13 protein-coding genes are annotated in these 12,727 nt (G+C 70.2%); 6 read left to right on the top strand and 7 right to left on the bottom strand.

All coding sequences use genetic code 11. The annotated features are described in order from the left end of the window. Positions 1–82: 82 nt before the first annotated feature. Positions 83–829, bottom strand: a complete 747-nt coding sequence (locus tag Ate02nite_RS25900) for a DUF3152 domain-containing protein (protein WP_239147687.1) — start codon at positions 827–829, stop codon at positions 83–85. 67 nt (positions 830–896) lie between these two features. Here Ate02nite_RS25900 and ligA point away from each other — a divergent pair, with 67 nt between their 5' ends. Further along, the gene (ligA, locus tag Ate02nite_RS25895; protein WP_203809972.1) at positions 897–2,873 is read left to right on the top strand and encodes an NAD-dependent DNA ligase LigA; all 1,977 of its coding nucleotides are present in this window, start codon (positions 897–899) and stop codon (positions 2,871–2,873) included. On the opposite strand, the gene Ate02nite_RS25890 is transcribed toward ligA, so the two are convergent. Beyond that, positions 2,864–3,451 carry a hypothetical protein gene (locus Ate02nite_RS25890; RefSeq protein WP_203809970.1) on the bottom strand — a complete coding sequence of 196 codons (588 nt, stop codon included), beginning with the start codon at positions 3,449–3,451 and terminating at the stop codon, positions 2,864–2,866. The two genes, ligA and Ate02nite_RS25890, sit on opposite strands and share 10 nt — an antisense overlap. A gap of 143 nt (positions 3,452–3,594) precedes the next feature. On the opposite strand from Ate02nite_RS25890, the gene Ate02nite_RS25885 reads away from it, so the two are divergent. Further along, positions 3,595–4,911 (top strand): sensor histidine kinase, encoded by a 1,317-nt coding sequence (locus Ate02nite_RS25885; protein WP_203809968.1) that lies wholly within the window; start codon positions 3,595–3,597, stop codon positions 4,909–4,911. Next, on the top strand, positions 4,908–5,552 hold the full coding sequence (locus Ate02nite_RS25880; protein WP_203809966.1) for a response regulator: 645 nt from the start codon (positions 4,908–4,910) through the stop codon (positions 5,550–5,552). Before Ate02nite_RS25885 ends, Ate02nite_RS25880 begins: the two co-directional genes overlap by 4 nt. 225 nt (positions 5,553–5,777) lie before the next feature. Here Ate02nite_RS25880 and Ate02nite_RS25870 read toward each other — a convergent pair whose 3' ends face one another. Both Ate02nite_RS25870 and Ate02nite_RS25865 read right to left on the bottom strand, forming a co-directional pair. Beyond that, on the bottom strand, positions 5,778–6,665 hold the full coding sequence (locus tag Ate02nite_RS25870; protein ID WP_203809964.1) for a phosphotransferase family protein: 888 nt from the start codon (positions 6,663–6,665) through the stop codon (positions 5,778–5,780). A 225-nt stretch (positions 6,666–6,890) separates the two neighbouring features. Beyond that, the gene (locus Ate02nite_RS25865; RefSeq protein ID WP_239147686.1) at positions 6,891–7,349 is read right to left on the bottom strand and encodes an SRPBCC family protein; all 459 of its coding nucleotides are present in this window, start codon (positions 7,347–7,349) and stop codon (positions 6,891–6,893) included. A 72-nt stretch (positions 7,350–7,421) separates the two neighbouring features. Here Ate02nite_RS25865 and Ate02nite_RS25860 point away from each other — a divergent pair, with 72 nt between their 5' ends. Then, a complete protein-coding gene (locus tag Ate02nite_RS25860) occupies positions 7,422–8,072 on the top strand; it encodes a TetR/AcrR family transcriptional regulator (protein WP_203809960.1) in 651 nt (216 codons plus the stop codon). Positions 8,073–8,121: 49 nt separating this feature from the next. On the opposite strand, the gene Ate02nite_RS25855 is transcribed toward Ate02nite_RS25860, so the two are convergent. Next, positions 8,122–9,516, bottom strand: a complete 1,395-nt coding sequence (locus tag Ate02nite_RS25855) for an LVIVD repeat-containing protein (protein ID WP_438871250.1) — start codon at positions 9,514–9,516, stop codon at positions 8,122–8,124. Between the two features lie 76 nt (positions 9,517–9,592). Between Ate02nite_RS25855 and Ate02nite_RS25850 the strand changes: the two genes are divergently transcribed. Both Ate02nite_RS25850 and Ate02nite_RS25845 read left to right on the top strand, forming a co-directional pair. Next, positions 9,593–10,231: a DUF305 domain-containing protein gene (locus Ate02nite_RS25850; protein ID WP_239147685.1), complete on the top strand. Its 639-nt coding sequence runs from the start codon at positions 9,593–9,595 to the stop codon at positions 10,229–10,231. A 45-nt stretch (positions 10,232–10,276) separates the two neighbouring features. Next, a complete protein-coding gene (locus tag Ate02nite_RS25845; RefSeq protein ID WP_203809955.1) occupies positions 10,277–11,278 on the top strand; it encodes a hypothetical protein in 1,002 nt (333 codons plus the stop codon). Here the strand turns inward: Ate02nite_RS25845 and Ate02nite_RS25840 are convergent. Then, positions 11,275–11,742, bottom strand: coding sequence for a cupin domain-containing protein (locus tag Ate02nite_RS25840; protein ID WP_203809953.1), 468 nt, complete (start codon positions 11,740–11,742; stop codon positions 11,275–11,277). The two genes, Ate02nite_RS25845 and Ate02nite_RS25840, sit on opposite strands and share 4 nt — an antisense overlap. Continuing rightward, positions 11,711–12,679 (bottom strand): AraC-like ligand-binding domain-containing protein, encoded by a 969-nt coding sequence (locus Ate02nite_RS25835; protein ID WP_203809951.1) that lies wholly within the window; start codon positions 12,677–12,679, stop codon positions 11,711–11,713. Before Ate02nite_RS25835 ends, Ate02nite_RS25840 begins: the two co-directional genes overlap by 32 nt. Between the last annotated feature and the right edge of the window lie 48 nt (positions 12,680–12,727).

The raw sequence follows: 12,727 nt of genomic DNA, 5'->3' as shown, positions 1-12,727 counted from the left end.
GGGGTCCCGCCTTCCGCAATAGACCTCCACCCTTGCGGCTGGGCTTCCGGCGGGAATGAGTACCGGTACTCGACTCGTCTGGTCAGGCGAGCCCACGGTCGCGGGGCGGGACCGGGTCGTCGTACGCGCCGATGCGGCCTCGATAGCGCTCGCCGTCGCGGACCGGCCACGGGTTGGGCTGGCAGCCGTGCAGGCCGAGGGTCTGCTGCTGCATGACCGGGGCGGGGTCGCCCTTGGCCGGGCAGAGTTCGTGGGCCTGGCCGAGGCGGTGGCCGACCTCGTGGTTGATCACGTACTGGCGGTATACGTCGAGGCTCGCGCCGTAGCCGGGCACGCCCTTGACCCAGCGGGCCACGTTGATCACGACGTCGTCGTGGCTGCGGCAGGAGGTGTAACCGTCGGCGGCGCCGTCGCACAGGGCGTCCCGGGTCTTCGGGGTGACCAGGCTGATCGTGAAGTCCGCCTGGTCGGCCGGGCCGACCCGCTGCAGGCGCCACTCGCCGGTGCCGGTCCAGCTGCGGGGGTCACGGAGGGTGGCGGTGACCGTAGTGGCGAAGTCGGCGGCGGTGATGCCGTGGATGTCGCGTTCCACCGCGACGTGATAGCGCAGCAGGGTGCCTTTGGTGCCCTTTTTTCCGGCTTCCGCCTCGGCGACCGTGAACTTCCGGCCGCCGTTGGCCGTGTAGGTGATCTCTACTTCCGCCGGCTTCGGCTTCGGCCTCGCCGCTGTCGCGGTCGTCGGGGGTGGGGCGCTCGGTGGCTCCGCGCGGACCGCCGTGCCGCAGCCGGCCAGGAGGAACACCATCGTCGCCACCAGGATTGATCTCACGGTCCCTGACGTGCGCGGGCCGGTCCGGGTTGCAGGTTTTGTCGTACCCGACCCGTAAATTATCGGCATGACCGACACCGAAGCCGGCTTCGCTGCCGCCGTTGACCAGGTGCAGGCCGCCGCGAAGTCGTATTACGACACCGGCGACGTGCTGATGACCGACGCCGACTACGACGCGCTGCTCGACCGCATCGCCGAGGCGAAGAAGGCGCATCCCGACTGGGACGACCGTGGGGTCACCACCCGGGTCGCGGCCGGGGTGTCCGGCGGCGGCGATGTGCGGCACCCGGTGCCGATGATGTCGCTCGACAAGGTCACCGACCAGGACGAGGTGCGCGCGTTCGTCGCGAGTCTCGGTGGCGACTCCGTCCTGGTCGAGGTCAAGCTGGACGGCCTCGCCATCCGGGTGGAATACGCGTCCGGCCGGCTCGCCCTGGCCGCGCTGCGCGGCGACGGCAGCACCGGCGAAAACGTGACCGCCCAGGTCCTGCGGGGTGTGGCCGGCCTGCCCGCCCGGCTCGGCACGGCGTGGACGGGCGAGGTCCGCGGCGAGGTATACATGACCGTCGCCGACTTCGAGGCCGCGAGCGCCAACCGGGTCGCCGCCGGCGCCAAGCCGTTCATCAACTCGCGTGGTGCGGTCGCCGGGTCGATCCGCAGCGTCGACCGCACCTACGAGACGCCGATGACCTTCGCGGCGTACGACATCTCCGGTGAATTCGCCGCCCACCAGGAACGCATGAGCCACGCGGTCGAGCTCGGCTTCCCGGTGGCCGGGCGGCTGGCCACCGGCGATTTCCAGGTCACCGCCGACGCCGAGGCCGCGCTCGCCGCCGTCGCCCGGATCGGCGAGGTGCGCCGCGGCCTCGAGTTCCCGATCGACGGCGCGGTCCTCACCGCCGACCTGGAGACCACCCGCCGCCGGCTCGGCTCCGGCAGCCGCACGCCGCACTGGGCCGCCGCCTTCAAATACCCCGCCGACACCGGCTCCACGGTGCTGCGCGACATCGAGGTCCGGGTCGGCCGCACCGGCCGCATCACGCTGCGCGCCGTGCTCGACCCGGTCTTCGTCGACGGCACCACCATCACCTACGCGACCCTGCACAACCCCAAGTTCGTCGAGGACCAGGGCCTGGCCATCGGCCAGACCGTCGCGGTGTGGCGGGCCGGCGACGTCATCCCCCGGGTCACCGCGCCGATCGGCGAGCAGCCGCACGGCCTCACCCCGTGGGTCGCCCCCGAGACCTGCCCCCAGTGCGGCGAGCCGTGGGACAAGTCGAGCCTGCTCTGGCGCTGCCACACCGCGTCGTGCAGTGCCACCAACGCCCTCGAATACTGGTGCAGTCGCGAGGCGCTGGACGTCGAGGGCGCCGGCGAGGCACTCTGCGTGGCCCTGGTCAACGCCGGCCTGGCCAACGACGTGGCCGACCTCTATTCGCTGACCGAGGAGCAGCTGGCCGAGCTGCCGGTCGGCAACACCAAGGCCGGCGGCGTCGTCCTGCTCGGCAAGCTCAACGCCGCCAAGGTCATCGCCTCGCTGGAACACAGCAAGACCCAGCCGTTCAACCGGGTCATCACCGGCCTCGGCATCCGGATGACCGGCCGCAGCGTCGGCCGCTGGCTGGCCGCCCGCTTCAAGACCATGGAGGCACTACGCGCCGCGACGGTCGAGGAGATCGCCGAGATCGACAAGATGGGCCTGATCAAGGCCCAGCACGTCATCGACGGCCTCACCGCGATGGCCTCCGTCATCGACCGGCTGGCCGCCGCCGGCGTCACCATGAGCGTCCCCGAGACCACCGGCGAGCAGCCCCTGGAGGGCAAGACCTACGTGGTGAGCGGCAGCGTCCCCGGCTACACCCGCACCACGGTCAGCGAACGCATCGAGCAGTTGGGCGGCCGGGCCAGCGGCAGCGTCTCGGCCACCACCACCGCCCTGGTCACCTCCGAGACCACCACCGCCAAGGCCACCAAGGCCGCCAAGCTCGGCATCCCGATCATCGACCCGGCCGAGTTCGCCGAACTGCTCGCCGATCAGCCGTAGATCACGGTCAGCGTCAGTGGTGCCAATGCGCCTTCGGCGTTGCCGATGACCATGAACATCAGCAACACGCAGGCGGCGGCAGAAAGGACTCCGCCGGTCACTGCCAGCTTTCCGGCGGTGGACCGGCGAAGAAGCCGTCGCCAGAGAAACACGGTGAGCGTCACGCATGCCACGAGCAGAATGGCGCAGATGACGGCCTTCGGTCGCTGCCACGCGAGACGGTCGTCGATCGCCTGCTGGAGCAGTGGCGAGATCTGGGCGCGGCCATCGCTGAGCCAGGCTTCGCCGACGGGGGAGAAGGTCGTTCCGGCCAGCGTCTTGCGCGGGTTGACGACGCTGGTCACGTTGGCCCACAGGGCCAGGGCCATGAATAGGACAAGGGTCAGGCCGGCCGCGCCGAAGGAGAGATATGTTCGCCGCTCGAACCTGCTTCCGGCCCTTTTGAATTGCAGCCGGGAAAAGACCATAAAGACCACCAGGAGCAGGGTGAAAAGGCCGCCGACGACGAGGAATACGATGTGATAATTCCGGTCGTCGGCCAGAACTCGGTCGTAGGCTGGGCTCGTTTCGAATGGCATGAATGCGACCGTACGGAAAGTGCGGTCCGAAAGCCTCGGGCCCGGTGATGGTCTTCTTCCCCGGGGTCTCCTACCAAAGGTGGAGACCAAGTTCCAACCCAGGGCGGACGGATTCCGGCGGCCGATTACCTAGGCTGACCGGCATGACGCTTCGACACGTGGTGGCGTGGTGGCACGCCTGGTTGTCGGACAGCCCGCGTCCCACCGCGGCCAGTCGGGCCGCAAGCCGTGCCGCGGCGGCGGTCGGCCGGCACGCTTTGGCGGCCGATGTGCTGCTGGCGGTGGTTGCGGCGGCCGGGACGGTGCCCCAGCTCTACTATCACGCCACCCACTCGGAGCGGCAGTTCGGCGCGTTGGTGCTGTTCAGCGCCCTGCTGGTGGTCCCGCTGTGCTGGCGTCGGCGATTTCCGGTCACGACCTTCGCCTTCGCGGCGGCCGTGGCGCTGGCGCATTGGCTGGCCGGGGTGCGACCGGCCGCCGACCTGGCCCTGTTGATCTACCTCTACACGGTGGCGAGCCGCTGCCCGACGCGGGTGGCGGTCGTCGCGGGCGGGGTGGTCGAGGTGGGTGCCCTGCTGACCGCCGTCCGCTGGCCGGAGATCGGGTTGTGGGCCGGGACCGGGTCGTGGACCGGGACGTTGGTGTTGCTCTCCGGTCCGGTGGTTGCCGTACTGCTGCTGGGGGTCAGCGTGCGTTATCGGCGAGGCGCCCTGGACGCCCTCGCCGAGCGGGCGGCCCGGCTGGAACGCGAGCGCGACCAGCAGGCGATCATCGCCGCGGCCGCCGAACGGACCCGGATCGCCCGGGAGATGCACGACGTCGTCGCCCACAGCCTGTCGGTCATGGTGACGCTGTCCGAGGGGGCGGCCCGCAAGCAGGCCGCCGAACCGCAGCGGGCCGGCGAGGCGATGCGCCAGGTAGCGGTCACCGGCCGCCAGGCCCTCGCCGAGATGCGCCGCCTGCTCGGCGTGCTGCACACCGAGCAGCCCCTGGACGACCGCCATCCACAGCCGGGCCTGGCCCAGCTGGACGACCTGCTCGACCAGGTCCGGTCCACCGGCCTGACCGTCACGTCAGCCGTCACCGACCTGCCCACCGACCTGCCGCCCGGGGCCGAACTGACGGTCTACCGCATCGTCCAGGAGGCCCTGACCAACACCCTCAAACACGCGTCCGGCGCCCACCGGGTCAGCGTCACCATCACCGGGGGCCCCGGCGCGGTGACTGTCGAGGTGCACGACGACGGGCCTCTCGCGGCAGGCCGCCGCCCGGGTATTGGCGACGGCCTGGACGGTGACGGGGCTTTCGGGGTGGGCCGCCCGGTGGTTGGCCGCGGGCTGGCCGGGATGCGGGAGCGGGCCGCGGTCTACGGCGGCGAGGTCAGCGCGGGGCCCGATCCCCGTGGGGGATGGCGGGTCCGTGCCCGCCTGGCCCTGCCGATCGACGCGGTGGCGCGATGAGCATTCGCCTCCTGCTGGTCGACGATCAGGCCCTCATCCGGACCGGGTTCCGGATGATCCTCGAGGAGACCGACGACATCGACATCGTCGGCGAGGCACCGGACGGCGCCGAGGCGGTCCGGCTGGCCGCCGAGCTGAGCCCGGACGTGACGCTCATGGACGTACGGATGCCCGGGGTCGACGGCATCGAGGCCACCCGCCGGATCATGGCCCGCGACCCGGCCGCCCGGGTGCTCATCCTGACCACCTTCGACCTCGACGAGTACGCCTTCGCGGCGTTGCGGGCCGGCGCGAGCGGTTTCGTCCTCAAGGACGTGCCGGTCGACGAGCTGGCCCGAGCCATCCGCGCGGTGGCCGGCGGCGACGCTGTCGTCTCACCCCGGATCACCCGGCGTCTCCTCGACGTCCACGCCACCCACCTGCCCGGCCCGCCGACAGCGGCTCTCGACCAGCTCACCCCGCGCGAGCAGGAGGTGCTGCGGGCGGTGGCAGCCGGCCTGTCCAACGCCGAGATCGCCGCCCAGCTGGTGGTCTCGGACGCGACGGTCAAGACCCACGTGGGCAGCATCCTGACCAAACTGAACCTGCGAAACCGGGTGCAGGCCGTCATCTTCGCGTACGAGATCGGCCTCGTCCGCTAACTTGCTGGGATGACTTTGCCGACCCAGGACGACGTGCTCGGGTACTTCGGTGCGCTGTCGAACTGGGGCGGTGGGGGGACGACGACGAGCTCGGCACCCTGAACCACATCACCGACAGCGTGCGGGTGGCGGCGGCTCGGGCCGTGCGGCACGGACGGCCGGTGCGCTTCGCCGGCACGTCCGGCAGCCCGGTCAACCCGATCGCCACGTTCTGACCGAGAGGGGTCAGGCGAGCGCGAGCAGCCACTCGGCGTTGCGGGCCACATCGTCCCAGCGGTCGCGGGTGGCGCAGTAGCCGATCGAGCCCAGGCCGATGTGGAGCTGGTACGCGCGCAGTGCGGCCGGATCCGGGTTCCAGCGGCGGCCGATCGCCGCCTCGAGGTCGACCGGGGACCACTGCGGGTACCAGCCCTGGCAGTACAGCAGCCAGGCGGCGTCGTAGAGCGGATCGCCGAAGCAGGCACTGCCCCAGTCCAGAACACCCGAGATCCGGTCGCCCGTGACCAGCAGGTTCCGGGCCAGCAGGTCGTCGTGAACCATGCGGCGCTCGTCCGGCAGCTCCGGCGCGAGCCGGCGCAGCGTGGCCAGCCCTCGTTCGAACGGTTCCAGGCCGACGTCGGACGCGGCCAGGGCGGCCCGCCAGCCCGGCACCCGCGGCGTCTCGTGCTCGGTCGCGAGCAGATAGTCGGGCCAGGAACGGTGTCTCGCTGTCCGAGACTCATCCCAGATGCCGTAGCCGTGGCCGCCGATCTCGATCCGGCTGATGGCGTCCATGACGTCGAACAGGTCGGGCAGGACGGCGCCGAAGCCGCTCGCGTCGAGGTCGTCGAGCGCGACGCCGGTCAGCCGCTCCGACACAGCGTACGCCCAGCCGTGGCTCGCACCGCGGGCGATGATCGCCGGCACCGGCAGCGTGCCACCCACCACCGTGCTGACCGCCTCGTCCTTCGCGAAGTCCCCGCCATGCCGGCTGACCCGCAGCACCACGTCCCGGCCATCGACCGCCAGCGCGTACGCCGTGGACCAGGCCCCGGCAGCCAACGGCTCCGGCTGGTGCGCCTCACCCAGCACGCTCCGCGCGACGTAACCGGCCACCTGATCGGGATGGTCCATCCGGCCAAGGTAACCGCTTCTGCCGGTAGTTTGCCGGTCGCTTGCCTGTCCGGTCTCCCGGCCGGAGCCGACGATGCAAACACGCGCGTCGCCGAAAACCGGGGGAGTGAAATGAATCGATCTATGGGCGGGCCCTGCGCACCGCCGGGCCCTTGGCGGCCAGCGGTGACCACAGTGGGCTCGCCGACGAACCGGCGGTGAGCACGGTGTCGGCGACGCGGAGCGTCACGGATTCATTGCCGGCCGTGGGTAGGTCTGCTCCAGGACGGCCGGCACCGCGACCGTCAACATCTTGGTTCGCACCGACCGCAGGAGCTTCGCCATGAAGAAACCGCCGACCCCCGTGAAACCTGTGTGCTCCCAGGTGAACCGGGTTCCGGTCGGTAGCTCCTCGATCCGGTACGTCACGAAGCTGGGCGCCTCGCCCTCGTCTCCGACCCACGTGTAGCGCAGCAGCCGGGGTGCGTCGACCTCGAGGACCTCGCAGTCGACGATTCCGCGCCAGCCCATCACCGGCTTCGCGATCAACCGGAAGTGCGTGCCGGCAACGGGTTCGAAGCCTTCGGGACGCCCGCCCTGCCCGGTGACGGTCCACTGCGCGACGAGTCCGGGCTCGGTCATCACCCGCCAGACCTGTTCCATCGAGTACGGATAGTCACAGACGATACGAAACTCGCTCACCATGCCTCCATAGTTACCGTCGCAGTAAATTTACAGTAGCAGAACTTTTACTGAGACTGTACTAAGCTCGGCACCATGACCGAAGGTCTCCGGGAGCGCAAGAAGCGCGAGATGCGCCGTCAGCTGTCCGATACCGCGGCGCGGCTGTTCCTGCAGCACGGGTTCGACGCGTTCCGGGTGTCCGACGTCGCCGACGCCTGCGGCGTCTCGGAGAAGACCGTCTTCAACTACTTCCCGACCAAGGAATCACTGGTCCTGGACCAGCTCGAGGACACCGTGTCCGCGCTGCGCACCGGCCTTGCCGACTCCTCGGCGCCCCCGGTGCAGGCAGTGCTGCGCATCCTCGACACCGAGCTCACCGCCATGACCGCAGGCCTGGCCGAGAGCGGCGACCCGGGCTCGGCGATCGCCGGCTACCGGCGATTCGGCGAGCTGATCGGCTCCACCGCATCGTTGCGGGCCTATCAGAGCGACACGATAGATCGCTGCGTCGCCGTGGCCGCGGAGCTGCTCGCCGCACGGGCCGGGCTGCACCCCGACGACCCCGAGCCGCAGATCGCCGCCATCGCCCTGGTCGGCCTCTGGCGCGTCCAGTTCCAGAGCCTGCGCCGTCACCTGGCCACCACTGCGGACCCGGCGAAACTGCACAGCGAGGTCACCGTCGACGTCCATCGCGCGGCCCGGCTCATCGAGGACGGCCTGGCCTCGAGTTGGCCGCGGGGTTAAGAGGGCGGCCCGGCTTCCGCCGTACGGAAGCCGGGCCTTTAAAAGATTTTCACCAGCGCAGGAAATTGTCCTGGGTCTGGGCGTTGAAGACGTCGGTGCGGAAGTGCTTGGCCACCGCGGTGCGCGGGTCCTTGAGCTCCAGCACGTCGACGCCCTTGGCGATGTCGTTGGAGTAGATGAAGCCGTTGTACCAGTACGCCGACCAGGAACCGCCGCCGATGAACTGCGTCGCCGAGATCGGGCCCCGCTCCCAGTAGGCCAGCTCGCGCGGGTGCCGCGAGTTGGTGAAGTCCCAGACCGAGATGCCGCCCTGGTACCAGGCCTGGACCATGATGTCGCGGCCCGGGACCGGGATCAGCGAGCCGTTGTGGGCCACGCAGTTCTCGGTGTCGGCGTTCGTCCGCGGGATCTTGAAGTAGCTGCCGAAGACGAGTTTCTTGCCGCGGACGATGTCGTAGACGGCGTCGGCACCGCGGTCGGGACCGATCGTCGGGTTGCAGGTCGCGGCGCCGCCGCCACCCAGTTCGTCGGTGAAGACGACCTTCGTGCCGCTGTTGTTGAAGGTCGCGGAGTGCCAGAACGAGAAGTTGACGGTGTCCCGGACCGTGGTGATGACCCGCGGGGCGGTGCGCTTCGAGATGTCGAAGAGCACGCCGTCACCCATGCAGGCGCCGGCGGCGAGGTCCTTCTCGGCGTACACCGTGATGTCGTGGCAGCCGGTCGTGGGCGACTGGCCGGTGCCGCCGCCGTAACCGCCGTCCGGGAACAGCACCGGCGCGGCCACCACGGTGGCGGCGGTCGGGTTCCGCTTGGGGACCTTGATGATCGAGATCTTGTCATGCGGGAGCGCGCAGTTCGGCTGGTCGGCGCCCGTCAGGTTGTACGAGGAGATGTACAGGTACAGGTTCGGGTCGTGGCGCTTGCCCGGCACCAGCGTCTGGGTGTGCGAGCCGCAGTCCGTCTTGACGGACTTGAGGTACTGCGGCGTACGCGGGTCGCTGATGTCGAAGATCTTGATGCCTTCCCAGCGCTCGCCGGGCGCGGCAGTGGTCGAGGCCACGTTGTCGCAGGAGTCGTTGCTGCGCTGCGAGTCGGTGCCGAGGAAGAGCAGGTTGCCGCTGATCGAGATGTCGTTCTGCGAGCCCGGGCAGAGCACCTGGGTCGCCACGGTCGGCGCCTTCGGGTTACGGATGTCGTAGACGGCGAATCCGTTGTAGTTACCGCCGTACGCGTAATGGCCTTGGAAGGCCCAGTCCGAGTTGGTGGAACTGGCGAACGGCCCGGTCTTGTCGAGGTGCGCGACCTGGGTCAGGTTCGGGCTGCTGACGATCTCGTCAACGCCGGGGATGGCCGGAGTGGCTCCGTTTGCGGGCGCCGCCACCAGCGCCGCGACGAGCATGGCCGCGGCGGTGAGCAGCCACCCTCGTGAGGCGGTGTGCTTCATACAGCTCCTTCCGAATACGGTCAGTGTTCACCTAAGTCGGTAGAGTAGCGGAGTGATTAGAAGATCATCGATCCTCTTGGTCGTTATCTCCCTCGCGGCGGCCGGCGGCCTGGCGGCCGCGGCGCGCGCCACCTCGGGCGGTTCGGCGTCAGCTCCGCGGGCGGAAAAGAGTCCGGCGGTACGCGTGGTGCTCCCCGGCCGCCCCGGCGAGTCGGCTCGGGTGACCGACTCCGACCAGGTCACAGCGCCGGACGGGTCGACCTACAACACAATCGACACCACGTTCGTGCAAATGATGATCGTCCACCACGGACAGGCGATCGAGATGGCCGCCCTGGCCCCCGACCGGGCCGCCGACGATCAGCTGCGCGCGCTGGCCGGCCGGATCGGCGCGGCCCAGGCCCCCGAGGTGGCGTGGCTACGCGGCTGGTTGCGCGACCGCGGCCTGCCGGAGAGTGACGCTGCTCACGACCACGCCGACATGCCGGGCATGCAGAGCCCCGCCGACATGACCGCCCTGACCGGCCTGACGGGATCGTCCTTCGACCGCCGGTTCGCGACCATGATGACCGCCCACCACCGTGGCGCGGTCCGGATGGCCCAGGAGGTCCTGGCCGGCGGCTCCGACGAGCGCCTGCGCGAGGTGGCCGGCGAGATGGCGGTCGAGCAGGGCAGCGAGATCAACCGCATCCAGCAGCTGGGCCTGGCCGCTTGATCCGTGTGCTTCAATGGCTGACCGCAACACACACGGGGAGATTTTGTGAAGCGCAGGAAATTCTTGCTGTCCACCGCCGGGGTAGCACTGGGTGCCCTGGCCGTGCCGTCACCGGCTCAGGCCTTTTCGGAGGCCCCGACCTTGGTGACCGACCCGCCCGCCGCGGAGCGCGATTTCGTACGCTGGCTGTCCATCCACGATCCGCGGGCGACGGTCCGCTCGGTGGCCCGGACGGCTCTGCTGAGCAGCGACGGCGCCGCTGCGATCACCGCGTTCCTGGCCTCCGGTTACGCGTCTGCCGCGACCCGGGCCGCCGAGACCCGGGCCCGCCAGCTCGACTACGCGACCCGGATGGCCGACACCCACCCGGCGCAGTACTACCCCTGGGTGAACGCGACGGCCCGGCGGGCCGCCAACGGCACCGACACGGAGCTGGCCGATTACTCCAGCACCGGATATGCCGCGGCCTTGAAGAACGACAATGCCCAGATTCCGTACGACGATGGCGCGGCCCTGGTGACCGAGGACGACCGTGAATTGGTGTCGGGCGTGGCCGACGCCGACCCGAGCCTCGTGGTCCGCGACCGGGCCGCCGGCGTGACCACCGACGCCGAGGTGGCCGAGTTCCTGCGCTACGGCTGGCTGAGCGCGGCCGGCATCGCCACCGACGAGTTCCGCGCCCAGTACGTGGCCGACGAGCGGTCCCTCTGGTCCGAGGCGAGGCAGCAGACCGCGACGGCGGTGGCGGTGGCCGCCACCAACCCGGTCGCCGCGATCCAGCTGTGGTACTCAGTGCGGACTCGCTTCGCCCCTCTGCCGACGGGTTGGACCGCCCGCCAGAGGTACGCGCTGGCCCGCTCCGACGACTGGCGCCGAACCGTGCAGACGGCGGCCGCGTCGGCCAGCCCACTGTGGGCCCCACTGGCCGCCCGGGGCCCGGCGCTGAGCACCCAGTGGTACGCCGAGGTGACCAACGCCGCCGACCAGGCCGCGTGGTGGACCGCCCTGCTCCAGTACGCCCAGGCCGCCGCGAGCGTGCGGCCCTAGTTTCCCGAGGCGTATTCGTCGGAGATCTCGGTGGCGTAGTTCTTCCACAGCGGTTTCATGGTCTCGGCGTTGACCGGCTGCCCGGAATCGATCATGGCCTTGAAGTCGCGGAAGTACTGCACGTACAGGTCCGGCGTGAACGTGTTCAACATGACCGCGTTCACGTCGCCGACGTTGGCGAACGTGTGCGGCGCCCCGGTCGGCACGATGACCCAGGTGCCCGGCCCGGCGTCGTACTGGTCCTCACCGACGGTGAACCGGAACGTCCCCGCCAGCACGTAGAAGCCCTCGTCGTGCTGGGCGTGGCGGTGCTGCAACGGGCTCGGGGTGCCCGGCGGGATGGTGACCTCGGCGAACCCCAGCCGATGGTCGGTGTGCTCGCCGTTCTCCAGGATCCGGATCTGCTGCGCCCCGCTGCCGAGGATCTCGCCCTCACCGGGGCGGACGATGTTCACCTTCTTCATGGCCACCATCCTGTTCCGGGCCGGCCGTGCGCGTCTTGGTCGTAAGCGCACGGTTGCTGGTTACCAGTGCGCGGGCGTTGTAGCCGTACGTAGTCTTGAAGAGCTTGCTGAAATGGGTCGGATCGGAGAATCCCCACCGGGCGGCCACGGCGGTGACCGTACGTCCGCCTCCGGTCAGCTCGGCCCGGCAACGCTCGAGGCGGCGGCGCCGGATCAGGGCCGCGACGGTGAGCGGCTGGTCCTCGAACAGCTTGTGCAGCCGGCGCACGGAGATGTGGTGGGCGGCGGCGATGCCCAGCGGGGACAGCTCGGGATCGGCCAGCCGGGCCTCGATGTAGCCGGCGATCCGGTTCCGCAGCCACTCGTCCGGGGCCGGTTGCTCGTCGCCCAGCCGGGCCTCCAGCGCGACCGCGATCAGCTCGATGACGGCCGCCGCCGACCGCAGCGCCTCCGCTTCACGGAATGCGGTCGCGGACCGCGCCGATTCGCGAGCCAGGACGGAGACGAGAGCGCCCGGACCGCGACTGCCGTCGATGCGCTTGCCGACGAGCCGATCGATCTGCGCGGGCCGGATCCGAAGCTCCCGGCGCGGAACCAGGATGGTGACGTGCGCCGAGGCGGTGCTCTCGAACCGGACCGCACGCGTGGGATCGAGCAGCACCAGGTCAGCCGGCCCGAGTTCGGCGTCGCCGCGCCCCTGCTCGATCCGCGTCCGGCCCCGGCTCATCACCTTGACCGCCAGGTTCTCGCCGTCGGCGGCGTCGCGCTCCCGCCCGATACAGGCACTCGCAGGCGTGTCGAGCGAGACCAGCCGCAGCGGCCCGAGGTCACGGGTGGCGATCCGCCCTCGGAAGCCGGCCCCGGCCAGCTTGTTGACCAGCGGCGGAAACCCACTGGCAGCCAGCTCATCCTGAAACGCCTCAAGGTCGCCGCTCACCGCTCAACGATAACGACGACACTTCCGGCGGGCTCGGTGCTCGGCCGG

Origin of the sequence: Paractinoplanes tereljensis, from assembly GCF_016862435.1 — a bacterium.
Taxonomy (GTDB): domain Bacteria; phylum Actinomycetota; class Actinomycetes; order Mycobacteriales; family Micromonosporaceae; genus Actinoplanes; species Actinoplanes tereljensis.
The sequence above is the reverse complement of the archived record's forward strand: the minus strand, read 5'-3'. Positions and strand labels throughout refer to the sequence as shown.